Raw genomic sequence first — 13,416 nt, 5'->3', positions numbered from 1 at the left:
TGTGCGATTTTATAGCTGCTGGAATTTCCGCTGCTTCACATAGTCGCTCATCAGAGTTTCACAGCTGAGCGCTGCCGCGGCGCTTTCCTGCTTGTTGCGCACAAACCACACCCGCCGATTACCAAGACGCTGTTTAATCGGCAGCAACCGCACCCCGTTATACCCCTCGAATGCTGCGCGGGTTGTCAGGGAGATACCCTGACCACTGCTGACGAGGGCGTGAATCATACCAAGATCATCGGTGGCAACCAAACGTCGTGGAGTTGCTCCATACTGCGCACAGGAGCGAATTAGCACGCGGTCGCTGACCTCATCCGGGACGCGGCTCATGATCCAAGGCTCTTCGAGTAATTCTGCAAAGTCCACCTCACGTTTTTGCGCGAGCGCAGTGCCGGCGCCCACCAGCACCTGGAACGGTTCGCTAAACAGCTCAACTGCATGCACCTTGGTGCTGTCCAGCTGTAATGGATCGCTATCGTAATCGCACACCAGCCCGACATCGATGTTCCCGTCCGCCAGTTGCTGCAAAATCTCAGAGGTTTCTGCTTCTGTAAGTTCCACTCGCACCCGGTACTGTGCCGCCAGCTCGCGCATGGTATAGGGCACCAGTTTGGAGCCAATTGACGCAAACGTGCCAATGCGCAGTGAAATGCTGTCCGCTTCGCGCAGCTTAGCGAGCTGTTTCTCAAGCGATTCAGCGCGCGCCAGCATTACTTTTGCTTCGCGCAGCACAACCTCTCCAGCAAGGGTGAGGCGAGTGCCACGGCTACTGCGTTCAATCAGCTTAGACTGGCACTCCTGCTCCAGTGACCGCAGGTGATGCGAAATTGTCGGCATCCCGTAGCCGAGCGCAATCGCAGCCCCATTTAGACTTCCTGTTTGCGCTACTTTTTCAAGCACTTGCATTTGTTTGAGCGTGAACATTCGCCACATCCTCCTTGTGTGATATAGCTAGTATATATACTGCCGCCATAAAGCGCCAGCAGCCACCACGATGATGTTAAATTTCCTGCTACTTGCCCGCCGCTATCCCCTACAATATCGCTAAAATTACTCCTATGGCTCACTTACTCGGCGCAGAAAATCTCAGTCTAGAATACCCCACCCGCACGGTTTTTAGTGGAGTCTCTGTGGGCATCTCTGAGGGCGACCGCATTGGCATTGTTGGTCGCAACGGCGACGGTAAATCCTCTCTGCTGGCAATGCTCACCGGGGAGCTGACCCCAAACTCCGGCAAAGTAACCCGCCGCGGCGGTGTTACCTTCGGGGTTTTAAGTCAGCAAGATCAGCTCGACGAAGCCGCCTCAGTTGGCACTAACATCGTGGGCGACACCCCGGAACATCAATGGGCTGGCAATCCGCGCACCCGCGACATAATCGATGGCCTGGTACGAGACCTGCCTTGGGAGGGCACAGTATCTATGCTGTCGGGCGGGCAGCGGCGCCGAGTCGCCCTGGCTAAGCTGCTGGTGCAAGACTGGGATATTTTGGCGCTTGACGAGCCCACGAACCACCTCGACGTAGAGGGTATTTCCTGGCTCGCCTCACATCTGCAGCGGAGGTGGCAAAAGCAGCAGGGAGCGCTGCTGGTAATCACCCACGACCGATGGTTCCTAGATACAGTTTGCACTACCACCTGGGAGGTGCACGACGGCATTGTAGAGCCGTTCGAGGGCGGTTACGCTGCGTATGTGCTACAGCGCTTAGAGCGCAACCGCATTGCGGCGCAGGCTGAACAAAAACGCCAAAATTTGCTACGCAAGGAGCTTGCGTGGTTACGGCGCGGCGCGCCAGCGCGCACCTCGAAACCGAAGTTCCGGGTTGATGCCGCAAATGCTCTCATCGCCGATGTACCACCGCTGCGTGACACCGTGGCGCTGCAGCGGCTCGCAGTGGCCCGGCTCGGTAAAGATGTGGTGCGTCTGAGCCACGCCGGAGTGAGTTTTCCGGTGGCACCCAGCGCCGCTGCTGCCACAGCCGTGACAACGGGCACGACTACCACCACCGACACCGCCGCGGTAGCCACGAGCTCGACAGGACCGGTCAAAGAGGTGCTGCGTGACATCACCTGGGATCTCGCGCCGGGCGAGCGCACCGGCATTTTGGGCCCCAACGGCGCCGGAAAATCAACCCTGCTAAATCTCATCGCGGGCACAATCACCCCCACCAGCGGGCGGGTAAAGCATGGCAAAACCGTGCAGATTGCGGTGCTCGATCAGCGTTTTAGCCAGCTTACCGAAATCGCCCGCGATCGAGTGCGAGAGGTTCTAGCGCGCACCAAAACCGTGTTTGAGGTAGACGGCAAAGAGCTCTCCCCGGCTCAGCTACTGGAACGCCTCGGCTTCCGCCGCGAGCAACTATCTACTCCTGTTGGAGAACTTTCTGGTGGCCAGAAGCGCCGCCTCCAACTCTTGCTGATTTTGCTGTCGCAACCCAACGTGCTGATTCTCGACGAGCCTACCAACGACGTTGACGCCGACATGCTGGCCGCGATGGAAGACCTGCTTGACTCTTGGCCAGGCACTCTGCTGGTAGTGAGCCATGACCGCTACCTCCTGGAGCGGGTCACCGACCAACAGTACGCAGTGCTTGACGGCACCCTGCGGCATCTGCCGCGCGGCGTTGACGAATACCTCGAGCTGCGCACCGCACAGCAGCGCGAAGCGACCAAACAAAGCGCGCCAGCACAGGCGACAGCGGGCGAGCATGCGGACGGTGGATCCACCTCTCAAAATGCTGCTAACTCGGGAAAGCTGGCTGCCACCGGGTTGAGTGGTGCGGAACGCCGTGCTGCGGAAAAAGAGCTCACTGCAATCACCCGGAAACTCGAAAAGCTAGAGTCCCGGATCGCACAGGCAGACAACGCCATGGCCCAGATTCCCCACACTGACTATGAGCGATTGGCTCAGGCGAACCAAGAAGCCCTAGCGCTGCGGGATGAAGTGCAGCAACTTGAGGAACGCTGGCTCGAAATTTCCGAGCAACTCGGTTAGCCGAGCATGAGCTAGTTGGCCAAGCGCGCGGTAATCTGTTTAATGGCTTCCGCCGCGATTTGCTCCTGGATTCCCATGTCCAATTGGGAGGTGAAGCCCACACAGGAACAGTTAATCTCCCCAAGCACGTATTTATCGCTGCCGTCAGGTGCAGTGTCAAGCATGAAGTCAGCTGTCCACACCAAAGGCACATACGGTGCGTCTAGTTTTTCGCGCAACTGTGGTAACTGCGGCAGAAACATCTGCAACAGCTCCTGCCATTCAGCAGGGGTTTGATACTGATATTGAGCACCGGAAAACAGCGTTGCAGAGAAAGCGTCGGCATTTTCTGCCGGTTTTTTGTGAACCACGCAGAACGGCTCCGAACCCACCATCAGTACCCGAATTTCGCCTTCTTTGATGCGTGGCATAAAGCGCATATCCACGAGCATACCGTTATCGCCCACAATATACTGCTCACACATCTGCATGAAATCAGCGAGAGTGTGATGCTCCACGTGATTGTCAAATGCTTCAGTGCAGTGCAGCATGGTATCCAACGGTACTGCCACGCCGGGCACCAGCTTTTGCTGATCCTCCTCATGCAACAACCGCACCCGCCAAATACCAGAACCAGTAGAGCCGCGGTTCTGCTTCAGCACGCGTTCTCCGTGCGACAGTGACAACGGCAGAGTCTGTTGCATTTCAGGGATTGTGTAGTAAGCGTAGGTGTCGCTTGGCACCAGCTCAGTGTCGGAGAGGTTTACCAGCACATCCTTCGAGCCAAATTTAATCATCTCATCAGGATGCTGCAAACCAATAAGTCCACTGTCAGAGAGGCTTCGCAGCATATTAAAGTAGCCAGCTTCACCGCCGGGAACGGTTCCGGGGTTAACTCGTGAAATATAACCGTCGAATTTTCCGACGACATAGTCAAGAATCTGCTCGACCCATTCCTGCCGGTAGAAGATGACTTCAGCTTGCCACCCGGCAGCGTTGATTGCCTCAGCAATCGGCATAGTGTCAGCGCGGTGTCCGGTGAAGTTCTTGTCGGCTCCACCCTCAACCTCAAAAATAACAATACGCTTGTGCATTTCACCTCTGCTTTAGTGTTTACATCCAGAACTTAATTTATCTCACACAAGCGCCATCGACTACCAAATCGGCTGGTCACAAGCGCGTGTTTTCAGGTTCAAGAGCTAAACTAAAATGGTGTCTGTCAACCATCTTTCAACCAGCGCCCAAAACTATCTGAAAGCAATTTGGGCTTTACAGGAGTGGAGCACCGACCCGGTGGCCCCCTCGGCGCTAGCTGCGCACGTCGGGGTACGCCCTCCAACTGTCACCGACGCAGTCAAAAAACTTGCTGCCGAGGGGCTGGTTGCGAATGTGCGTTACGGTGCCATCGAGTTAACAGCAGCTGGCCGCCAGGCAGCGCTAGAGATGGTGCGACGGCACCGTCTGATTGAAACCTATCTAGTTAACGAGCTGGGCTACAGCTGGGATGAGGTCCACGAGGAGGCAGAGCACCTAGAGCATGCCTGCAGCGACTTGATGATTGCGCGAATCTGCGACAAACTTGGCAACCCCAGCCGTGATCCACACGGTGATCCCATTCCCGCAGCAGACGGCACCATTGAAATGCCAGATGCAGTGCCACTGCACACAGTAGCCCCCGATAGCACTGTTATCGTGGAGCGTATCGCTGACTCCAACCCGGAACTACTGGTGCACCTGGCAGAACTTGGTATCGCAATTGGCGATCAGCTGCGTCTCGCCCCTGGCCCGCCGTTTTCCGACTCTTTAATCGCCCGCAATGCGGCAGGTAAGAAGTTAACGCTGGGCAGTGGCGTGATTCACAGCATCTGGGTTTCGCTTGTTTAGTGGCTATCCAATAGTTTTTCACTGCTTTCAGCTGCTGTAAAAATTAGCTAAATTTTACCCGCCTAAGCGGGTATTTTTTATTGCGGCAAAAAAATTATTAGGCTAGGCTAACTTTTAAGTTCAATAAAACTTATAAAGGAGCTTGAATGAAACTCTCACGGATGCTGAAAACCTTCTGCGCAGCAACGCTTGTAACCGGCCTGCTCACGGCATGCGCCACCGCCCCGCAAGAAGACACAGCGGCAACCCCCGCAGCACCCCAGACCGACGATAAACTGCAGCTTTTCGCAACCACCGGCTATCTCGCCGACGCACTGCATAACATCGCGCCTGATGCAGAAATCATCACCCTCGTGGGCCCGGGCTCTGACCCACACACCTACCAGCCAACCACTAGCGACATCAACACCATGCGCGAATCCGACCTGATTTTCTGGAACGGCCTGCACCTGGAGGCGCAGATGGTTACCCCGCTAACGAGCCTGGGCGATAAGCAGCTTGCTGTTGGCGAACACGTTGACGAGAGCAAACTGATTCCTGTCAGCGACCCCGAAGCCCCGGAAATGCACTTTGATCCACACATCTGGAACGATCCTGAAATCTGGCAGGATGTGGTTGACCTGATGGCTGACAAACTCGCCACCACTGACACTGCTAACGCCGATACTTACAAGGCAAACGCCGCAAAATATAAGGCTGAAATCGCTGCTGCGGATCAGCAAGCCCAGGCCCTACTGAGCCAGGTACCTGCACCACGCACCCTGGTCACCGGACACGACGCTTTTAACTACTTTGGCAAGTACTACGGCCTTGAGGTACATGCCACCGACTTCATTTCCACCACCGCCGCACGCAGCGCCACTGAGATTGAAGAACTTGCCAAGCTTATCAGCGACAAGAAAATCCCTGCGATTTTCCAAGACACCCAGGCAAATCCGCAGGCAATCACCAGCCTCAGCGAGGCCGTTGCTGCCCGCGGCTGGCAGGTACGTGTGGTTGAAAAAGAACTGTACGCTGACACTCTCGGAGCAGAACCAGAAGTTGACACCTACCTCGAGGTGCTGTCACACAACACCCAGACCATCGCTGAAGCTCTAAAATAAGAAGATATGCAAAAAGCACTAGAAATTACCGGTCTCAGCGTCAGTTACGGCTCATTTCTAGCGCTGCACAATGTCAATATTGACTTTCGCAGCGGGAGCCTCACCGGCATCATTGGCCCGAACGGGGCAGGCAAAAGCACCCTGGTGCGCGCGGTTTTGGGTCTTCTAAAGCCGCAGCAAGGAAGAGTGACTTTCGGGGGGCGCCCGCTGAGCGAAAGCTACAGCCAGATTGGTTATGTACCACAGCATGCCTCAGTAGATTGGGACTTCCCTGCAACTGTACGAGATGTCGTCGCGATGGGCACGGTCGGCAGTCCCGAATTGCAGCATCGCACTGCGCGGCATACGGCGGTGGATCGCGCCCTCGCATTGGTCGGCGCAGAGCCGTTTGCTGCACAGGCCATCGGCAGGCTCTCCGGCGGGCAAAAACAGCGCACTTTCTTAGCGCGAGCGCTCGTAAAGCAACCACGGCTACTGATTCTCGATGAGCCCTTTGCAGGAGTAGATGCCCCTAGCGAAAACGCCATTATCACTGCCCTGAAACAGCTGCAACAGGCCGGTACCACAATTATCATCGTGCACCATGACCTGAGCACGGTCACTTCCTACTTCACCGATGTGGTTTTGGTTAATCGCTCTGTCGTCGCACAGGGTTCAACCGTAACCACCTTCACCCAGGACAACCTGTCACGCACCTATGGCATCAATCTGCAGGGCATCCAATGACAGATATTTTCTTCACCCACACCTTCATTACCCTGCTACTCGGAAGCAGTTTTTGTGGTGCCGGAGCTGCGCTTGTGGGCACTTTCATCTACTTTAAACAGCAGGGCACCATGGGAGATGTCATCTCCCACGCATCCTTCCCCGGCGCGATGCTAGCCTTCTTCATAGGGTTGGCGTTACTGGGCAACGGCCGCGATTTAACCATGCTCACGGTTCTAGCACTAGGCACCGGAGCAGCCGGTGCTTTCACCGCCAACCTGATTGAACGCAAGACCCCACTGGGAACTGAAGTTTCCATGGTCGCCACAATCTCGCTTTACTTCAGCTGTGGTATGCTGCTGTTAGCGGTTATCCAGAGCTCAGCACTGCCAGGTAAAGGCGGGATCAGCGAATACCTGCTCGGTAACGCCACTCACCTCACAACCAGCGACACCATTTTCAGCGTCAGCATTACATCTTTTGTTATCGCGATGCTGCTACTAAACTATCGCAAACTGAAACTCACAGTTTTCGACATTGAGTTCGCTAAAACTCAGGGGGTTAAAACCCGCCGCATGGAGCGTCTACTGTTCATACTGCTGGCTGCGGTGATCGTAACCGGAATGCGTACCATCGGGCTGCTTTTGATCGTAGGATTCCTAATTATGCCTGCCGCCACAGCCCGCCAGTGGACAACCCGATTCAGCACCACCGCCCTGGGTGCGACTCTGCTTGGCAGTGGCACCGCTATTGCCGGCACCGTGCTCTCAACCACGATTCTGCCAGCACCCACAGGAGCGGTGATTATCCTGCTGCTTTTCAGTATCTTCCTGCTGTCACTCATCGCAGCGCCAAACCGCGGCATGATTTACCGCGCGCTGCAGCACCGGCATCTCAGTAAACGCTATGCGGCCGCCGCTAGCACTTTAACCGTCGCCAGCGTGACATCTGCCGGGACAGGAGGCAGACAATGAGCTTTGTCATCATGATTTTGCTGCTGTGCGTGGTTACCGCAGTGAGCTGCAGCGTTCCGGGCACCTATCTGGTGGCCGCTAAACGGGCAATCACTGTTGACGCCATCAGTCATGCGATGCTCCCCGGGATAGTGTTCGGGTTTCTGCTCACACAGAGCCTCACTTCCCCGCTTCTAATTGCCGCTGCGGTGCTCTGCGGGCTCTTCACTATTTGGGCAATCAACGCATTGGTGCAGAGTAAACTGGTAGCAAAACACAGCACCCTCGGGCTCTCACTGCCGCCACTGTTGGCGTTAGCAGTAATCGTAGTTACTCTTAAAGCCAGCGACCTGCACCTTGACACCCACACCGTTTTACTGGGTGACCTCAACCTTATCGCCTTTGACGAGCTGTGTTTGCCAAGCGGTTGCTACGGCCCCAAGCATCTCTACCTGTTGCTCGCCCTGCTCACTGTAAACTTAATTTTCGGCATCGGGTGGCGGCGCCAACTCAGCGCGATTATTTTCGACCGCGAGTTCGCGCAACTGTCCGGCGTTAAAACAAAACTGCTGCACGGCATCCTATTGTTTTTGACTGCGCTTACGATCACCGCGGTGTTCGCAGCCACCGGCGCGGTGCTGGTGCTCGCCTTCATGATTCTGCCGGGCGCAGCGGCTCGCCTGCTGACACACCGACTATCAACTATGTTGCCGTTGGCGATGCTGTTTTCGGCACTTGCTGCCGCGAGCGGGTTCGGAATCAGCCTGCTCTACAATCTCCCCACCAGTGCCGGAATCGCAGCGGTTATGGCGCTGGAGTTTCTGCTGGTGCTAGCAATTCACGTGCTATCGCAAGCCACTGATGCACGTCGAGCGCTTCGGCACGCTCAGTAGCACTGAGCCCGACTCTGGCAAGCACCTCAGTAATACTCATCGCACTGTGCAGGGCGGGGTGATCCACCGCTTGCAAAGATTGACGCAGCATCTTGCGGCGCTGCCCGAAAGCTGCGTTAATCAAATCAAAGGTGAGGCGCCGCTCAGTTTCAGAGCCGAGCGGTGTGGTGCGGGTTTTACAGCCCACCAGCACCGAATCTACGCCCGGAACCGGCCAAAAAACCTGGCGGCTGATGTGCCCCTCCAGCTCCCATTGCCCGTACCAGGCAGCTTTTGCACTAGGCGCACCGTAAGCCTTGGAGCCGGGCGCTGCAGCAATGCGCTCGCCCACTTCAAGCTGCACCATCACCAACACTCTAGTGAGCGTCGGCACGAGTTCCAACAAGTGCATCAAAATCGGCACGGAAACATTGTAGGGCAGATTTGCAACCAGGGTGTTGTACGGCTTTGTAAGCTGCGTGGCAGTCACCGCCAGCGCGTCAGATTCAATTAACTGCAGTCGCGCCTCGGGCTGCAAACTTGCCACAGTTTGCAGCAGTCGCGCCGCCAGCGCCGGGTCTATTTCGATTGCCGTGACTGCGGCGCCGGTTTCTGTCAGGCCGAGTGTTAGCGAACCGAGCCCCGGCCCCACCTCCAGCACCGTATCCGCTGCGGTAACCCCCGCCTGCCGCACAATCTTACGCACCGTGTTCGGATCGTGCACAAAATTTTGCCCGAGTTTTTTAGTTGGCGTCACTCCAAATTCAGCTGCTAGTTCCCGCACCTGAGCGGGGCCGAGCAAGCCTGCTGAGCTCAGCCCTTGCTGCTGCGCTGGTGTCATAGTTACTCCTGCCACTCCGCGGTTACTCTTGCTCGTTTGCATCCCAGCTACCATAAACACCTAGGGCGTTAGCAGTCACCTGCTCCGCTAGCTGTGCAACTTCCATTTCCAGCTCCGCCGCAATTCGACGCACCGTGTATGGCAGCAGATAAGGAGCGTTGGGGCGGCCACGGAAAGGATCAGGAGTCAAAAATGGCGCATCAGTTTCGACGAGCACCAGGTTGCGGTCAGCAACAGCCAGAGCTTCACGCAGCTGCGGGGCGTTTTTGAATGTCACGGTGCCTGCAAAGCTCATATACCAGCCGTGGTCGTTGCAAATTTTAGCGAGCTCGACATCGCCTGAGAAACAGTGGAAAACCGTGCGTTCAGGCGCTCCCACTCGCAACAGGGTCGCAACCACGTCGTCGTGTGCATCGCGGTCGTGAATCTGCAGCGCCACTCCGTGTTTTTTAGCAAGCGCGATGTGCGCCTCAAACGACTCTGCCTGGGCAGCGCGGCCTGCCTCTGCCGTGCGGAAATAATCTAACCCGGTTTCTCCAATCGCACGCACTCGCGGCAGCGCGGCCAGGCGATCCAACTCTCCCAGCTGAAATTCTAGCTTGCCTGCTGCTTTCACCTCGGGGGCATCATTAGGGTGGATCGCCACCGCCGCTAAAACCCGCTTATCACGCGCCGCAAACTCCGCTGACCACTCGCTGGTGCGCAAATCAGTGCCGACCTGCACGATGCGAGTGACCCCGACTTCCGCGGCGCGCCGCAGCGACTGTGTCGGACTCAGCGAATGCATTCCGTCGGCGATTTCGAGGTGAGTGTGGTTATCAATAACCGGCACCGGCAGCGGCTCGGGCAGCGGCGGTAGCGTAGTATCACGCTTACCCGCGCTGTCTTTACGGGCGCGAATACCTCCGGCTAGCGGCTCTTTGTCGCACATTTCGTGAATCGTATCCTTAGCTGCGCTCTATTTTGTGGTTTCTAGTTCCACTCGCGGGAACAGCGCCTCTAACTTCTGTTGCGGAGTACCAGCAGGCAGCTGGTGCCACTCGCCAGTCTGCAACAGCTGCTGCTGCTCCAGTTTCCCTATCGCGATGTCCGCGCCGAGGGCCCGCCACAGTTTCTCCGCAGCCACCGGAATTACCGGGTGCAACAGCTGCGCCAGCGCCCGCAAACCCTCGGTAGCGGTGGCGAGCACGGTTGCCAAACGTGGTTGCTGTGCCGGATCCTTCGCCAAAACCCATGGTTCTTGCTCGGTGATGTAACCGTTCAGGCCGTCGACGATCTCCCACACTGCGGCGAGCGCCTCATGAATTTGAAACTCTGTCATCTTCTGGTCTGCGCGCTGCACCACATCTGCGACCAGCTCTACGATTGCGGTGTCTGCAGTGCTCAGCTCGTCAGCGTCGGGCTGCACCGCGTCGAAATACTTGGCATTCATGGCGAGCACGCGGCTGGCCAGGTTACCAAAGCCGTTCGCGAGCTCCGCCTGATACCGTTCGGCGATGTCTTCCCAGCTGAATGAACCATCTTTACCAAAGCTAATGGCTCGCATGAAGTAATAGCGGAAAGCGTCAACTCCGAAGGTGTCGGTGATTTCCTGCGGAGCAATGCCGGTCAGTTTCGACTTCGACATTTTCTCACCGCCCACCAGTAACCAGCCATGACCATAAATATGCCGCGGCACCTCCATCCCGGCTGCCATCAGCATTGCGGGCCAGATTACCGCGTGGAACCGCAAAATATCTTTTCCTACCAGATGGGTGCCCGGCCAGTACCGCTCTAGCTTGCTCTCATCGTCGCTGCCGAAACCGAGAGCTGTTATGTAGTTGAGCAGCGCATCAAACCACACGTAGGTAACATGTTTATCATCCCATGGAATCGGCACCCCCCAGTCAAAACTGGTGCGTGAAATCGACAGATCATCGAGGTTTTGCTGCACAAAAGACACAACTTCGTTGCGGGCGCTAACCGGCTGGATAAAATCCGGACGCTCGGTATAAAGTTGCAGCAGCCTGTCGCGGAAAGCTGAAAGCTTGAAGAAGTAGTTACGCTCCTGCAGCAGCTCTAGCGGTTTGGAGTGGGTTGTGCAAACTTTCTCCCCTGCATACTCGCCGGTGCCGTCAGTAATCTCCGCTTTTGGTTTAAATTCCTCACAGCCGACACAGTACAGTGCTTCAAATTCACCATCGTAAATGTAACCCGCATCGTAAAGGCGCTGCAGGAACTTTGCCACTCCGTTCTCATGTCGCTCGTCGGTTGTGCGGATAAAATCATCGTTCGCAATGTTGATCCGGTCAAGCAGCGGATACCATGCTTCGGCAACGAGTTTGTCTGCCCACTGCTGCGGGGTTACTCCATTAGCAGTTGCGGTGCGTAGAATTTTTTGACCGTGCTCGTCGGTGCCGGTCAAAAACCATGTGTCTACCTGCTTTGCACGCTGCCACCTGGACAGCACATCTGCGGCAACTTCGGTGTAAGCGTGACCGATGTGCGGCGCATCATTTACATAGAAAATTGGGGTTGTGAAATAGCTTGTGCTTGGCTTAGACATACATACTATTCTACGATGTTGCGGCTTAATATTTTCAATTGTTACAGGAATAAAAAAATCTAAAATTTTTCTTTTAAAACCCGCGTTTTTAGCTGCTGGGACTTAGAATTTTTTGCTGCAGACGAGTATCATCAGAATCATGAACGAAAAAGTAGCGGTCGCGCAGGAGCGACGAGTAGTAACAGCAATTCCAGGCCCGAAGTCACAGGCGTTGATGGAACGCCGTGCTGCGGCACTGTCAACCGGTATCGGGTGTGCTCTGCCAGCTTTCATTGAACGCGCAGAGGGCGCAATCCTGGTAGACGTTGATGGCAACCACATTGTTGACATGGGCTCTGGTATCGGTGTGACCACCATCGGCCACTCTAACCCTGAGGTAGTAGCTGCTGCAAAAGCACAGCTTGACAAATTCACCCACACCCTGATCACCGTTTCTCCTTACGAGAGCTACGTTGCGGTGTGCGAGCAGCTAGCAAAGTACGCACCAATTTCTGGCCCGGTAAAGTCACTGCTGATTAACTCAGGTGCCGAAGCAGTTGAGAACGCGGTAAAGATTGCCCGCAAGTACACCGGCCGTAACGCCGTTGCCGTGCTTGACTGTGCTTACCACGGCCGCACCTCACTAACCTCAACTATGACTCACAAGGCTGTTCCTTACTCACAGGGCTTTGGTCCACGCGCAACTGATATCTTCCGCGTGCCAAACTCCTACCCACTACACGACGGTCTGAGCGGCGAAGAGGCAGCCAAGCGCACCATCAAATACATCGAAAAGACCATCACCGCATCTGATCTGGCTTGCTTCATCGCTGAGCCAATTCAGGGTGAAGGCGGCTTCGTGGTACCAGCAGAAGGCTACCTGCCAACAATTGCAGAGTGGTGCCGCGAAAACGGCGTAGTGTTTATCGCCGATGAGGTGCAGTCCGGCATCGCCCGCACCGGCACCGTTTACGCTTCAGAGCAGCTGGGTCTTGAGCCAGACATCATCCTTACCGCAAAGGGTATTGCTGGCGGCATGCCTATCTCTGCGGTTACCGGCCGCGCGGAAATCATGGACTGCACGGGCCCTGGCACCCTCGGCGGAACCTTCGCTGGTAACCCAGTTTCTTGCGCTGCTGCTGAAGCTGTGTTCGAACAGATTGCCACCGGCAAACCAATGGAAGAGGCAAAGCGCATTGAGCAGAACTTCGGTGCTGGCCTGCGTAAGCTGCAGCAGAAGTACCCAGTTATCGCTGAAGTGCGTGGCTTGGGCGCAATGCTGGCGGTAGAACTGCTTGACCCTGAAACCAAGGAGCCTCGCAAAGATATCGTTGACGCGGTTATCAAGTACGCAGGCGAGCACGGTGTGCTGCTGCTGAACGCTGGCCTCGACTACAACGTGCTACGCTTCCTGCCATCACTGGCATTCACTGATGAACTGATTGCTGACGTGCTGGGTGTGCTTGACGAAGCATTCGCTGCTGCAGGTGCCTAAACCGGATGGCTCCAGCGCATAGCAGCGGCACTTTCGCCGTGTCTGATGCGGTTGAACTCGCGTCACC

Annotated in this window: 12 protein-coding genes; 7 read left to right on the top strand and 5 right to left on the bottom strand. The window is 56.0% G+C overall.

Annotated elements, in window-relative coordinates; translation table 11 throughout:
• Positions 1–9: 9 nt before the first annotated feature.
• Positions 10–924, bottom strand: a complete 915-nt coding sequence (locus tag F5897_RS00855) for a LysR family transcriptional regulator (RefSeq protein ID WP_158608067.1) — start codon at positions 922–924, stop codon at positions 10–12.
• 134 nt (positions 925–1,058) lie between these two features.
• On the opposite strand from F5897_RS00855, the gene F5897_RS00850 reads away from it, so the two are divergent.
• Positions 1,059–2,993 carry an ABC-F family ATP-binding cassette domain-containing protein gene (locus F5897_RS00850; protein ID WP_183304156.1) on the top strand — a complete coding sequence of 645 codons (1,935 nt, stop codon included), beginning with the start codon at positions 1,059–1,061 and terminating at the stop codon, positions 2,991–2,993.
• An 11-nt stretch (positions 2,994–3,004) separates the two neighbouring features.
• On the opposite strand, the gene F5897_RS00845 is transcribed toward F5897_RS00850, so the two are convergent.
• Positions 3,005–4,066 carry a Cj0069 family protein gene (locus tag F5897_RS00845; protein WP_124824387.1) on the bottom strand — a complete coding sequence of 354 codons (1,062 nt, stop codon included), beginning with the start codon at positions 4,064–4,066 and terminating at the stop codon, positions 3,005–3,007.
• Between the two features lie 118 nt (positions 4,067–4,184).
• On the opposite strand from F5897_RS00845, the gene F5897_RS00840 reads away from it, so the two are divergent.
• The 5 genes from F5897_RS00840 to F5897_RS00820 all read left to right on the top strand — a co-directional run bounded on the left by F5897_RS00840 (position 4,185) and on the right by F5897_RS00820 (position 8,510).
• Positions 4,185–4,856 carry an iron dependent repressor, metal binding and dimerization domain protein gene (locus tag F5897_RS00840; protein ID WP_183304155.1) on the top strand — a complete coding sequence of 224 codons (672 nt, stop codon included), beginning with the start codon at positions 4,185–4,187 and terminating at the stop codon, positions 4,854–4,856.
• A 146-nt stretch (positions 4,857–5,002) separates the two neighbouring features.
• Positions 5,003–5,959, top strand: coding sequence for a metal ABC transporter solute-binding protein, Zn/Mn family (locus F5897_RS00835; RefSeq protein WP_183304154.1), 957 nt, complete (start codon positions 5,003–5,005; stop codon positions 5,957–5,959).
• Between the two features lie 6 nt (positions 5,960–5,965).
• Complete coding sequence (locus F5897_RS00830; RefSeq protein WP_124824389.1) at positions 5,966–6,685, top strand: metal ABC transporter ATP-binding protein; 720 nt, start codon at positions 5,966–5,968, stop codon at positions 6,683–6,685.
• The gene (locus tag F5897_RS00825) at positions 6,682–7,638 is read left to right on the top strand and encodes a metal ABC transporter permease (protein ID WP_183304153.1); all 957 of its coding nucleotides are present in this window, start codon (positions 6,682–6,684) and stop codon (positions 7,636–7,638) included. Before F5897_RS00830 ends, F5897_RS00825 begins: the two co-directional genes overlap by 4 nt.
• The gene (locus F5897_RS00820) at positions 7,635–8,510 is read left to right on the top strand and encodes a metal ABC transporter permease (RefSeq protein ID WP_124824391.1); all 876 of its coding nucleotides are present in this window, start codon (positions 7,635–7,637) and stop codon (positions 8,508–8,510) included. The genes F5897_RS00825 and F5897_RS00820 overlap by 4 nt, the downstream gene beginning before the upstream one ends.
• On the opposite strand, the gene rsmA is transcribed toward F5897_RS00820, so the two are convergent.
• From rsmA to metG, 3 genes are read right to left on the bottom strand one after another with little or no spacing between them, the layout of a single operon-like run.
• On the bottom strand, positions 8,422–9,330 hold the full coding sequence (gene rsmA, locus F5897_RS00815; RefSeq protein WP_183304152.1) for a 16S rRNA (adenine(1518)-N(6)/adenine(1519)-N(6))-dimethyltransferase RsmA: 909 nt from the start codon (positions 9,328–9,330) through the stop codon (positions 8,422–8,424). The two genes, F5897_RS00820 and rsmA, sit on opposite strands and share 89 nt — an antisense overlap.
• A 22-nt stretch (positions 9,331–9,352) precedes the next feature.
• Positions 9,353–10,261 carry a TatD family hydrolase gene (locus tag F5897_RS00810; RefSeq protein WP_183304151.1) on the bottom strand — a complete coding sequence of 303 codons (909 nt, stop codon included), beginning with the start codon at positions 10,259–10,261 and terminating at the stop codon, positions 9,353–9,355.
• A 27-nt stretch (positions 10,262–10,288) separates the two neighbouring features.
• Positions 10,289–11,875, bottom strand: coding sequence for a methionine--tRNA ligase (metG, locus tag F5897_RS00805; RefSeq protein ID WP_183304150.1), 1,587 nt, complete (start codon positions 11,873–11,875; stop codon positions 10,289–10,291).
• 139 nt (positions 11,876–12,014) lie between these two features.
• Between metG and gabT the strand changes: the two genes are divergently transcribed.
• Entirely contained in the window at positions 12,015–13,349 is a 1,335-nt protein-coding gene (gene gabT, locus F5897_RS00800; RefSeq protein ID WP_124824395.1) for a 4-aminobutyrate--2-oxoglutarate transaminase, read from the top strand.
• Positions 13,350–13,416: the final 67 nt, after the last annotated feature.

This window comes from Canibacter oris (assembly GCF_014197205.1).
In the GTDB taxonomy this organism is placed as follows: domain Bacteria; phylum Actinomycetota; class Actinomycetes; order Actinomycetales; family Microbacteriaceae; genus Canibacter; species Canibacter oris.
The sequence above is the reverse complement of the archived record's forward strand: the minus strand, read 5'-3'. Positions and strand labels throughout refer to the sequence as shown.

What these genes read in the sequence shown, in the direction of transcription:
- F5897_RS00855 (WP_158608067.1), bottom strand. Translation starts at nt 924, where the DNA reads ATGTTCACGCTCAAACAAATGCAAGTGCTTGAAAAAGTAGCGCAAACA.
- F5897_RS00850 (WP_183304156.1), top strand. Translation starts at nt 1,059, where the DNA reads ATGGCTCACTTACTCGGCGCAGAAAATCTCAGTCTAGAATACCCCACC.
- F5897_RS00845 (WP_124824387.1), bottom strand. Translation starts at nt 4,066, where the DNA reads ATGCACAAGCGTATTGTTATTTTTGAGGTTGAGGGTGGAGCCGACAAG.
- F5897_RS00835 (WP_183304154.1), top strand. Translation starts at nt 5,003, where the DNA reads ATGAAACTCTCACGGATGCTGAAAACCTTCTGCGCAGCAACGCTTGTA.
- F5897_RS00830 (WP_124824389.1), top strand. Translation starts at nt 5,966, where the DNA reads ATGCAAAAAGCACTAGAAATTACCGGTCTCAGCGTCAGTTACGGCTCA.
- F5897_RS00825 (WP_183304153.1), top strand. Translation starts at nt 6,682, where the DNA reads ATGACAGATATTTTCTTCACCCACACCTTCATTACCCTGCTACTCGGA.
- F5897_RS00820 (WP_124824391.1), top strand. Translation starts at nt 7,635, where the DNA reads ATGAGCTTTGTCATCATGATTTTGCTGCTGTGCGTGGTTACCGCAGTG.
- rsmA (WP_183304152.1), bottom strand. Translation starts at nt 9,330, where the DNA reads ATGACACCAGCGCAGCAGCAAGGGCTGAGCTCAGCAGGCTTGCTCGGC.
- F5897_RS00810 (WP_183304151.1), bottom strand. Translation starts at nt 10,261, where the DNA reads ATGTGCGACAAAGAGCCGCTAGCCGGAGGTATTCGCGCCCGTAAAGAC.
- metG (WP_183304150.1), bottom strand. Translation starts at nt 11,875, where the DNA reads ATGTCTAAGCCAAGCACAAGCTATTTCACAACCCCAATTTTCTATGTA.
- gabT (WP_124824395.1), top strand. Translation starts at nt 12,015, where the DNA reads ATGAACGAAAAAGTAGCGGTCGCGCAGGAGCGACGAGTAGTAACAGCA.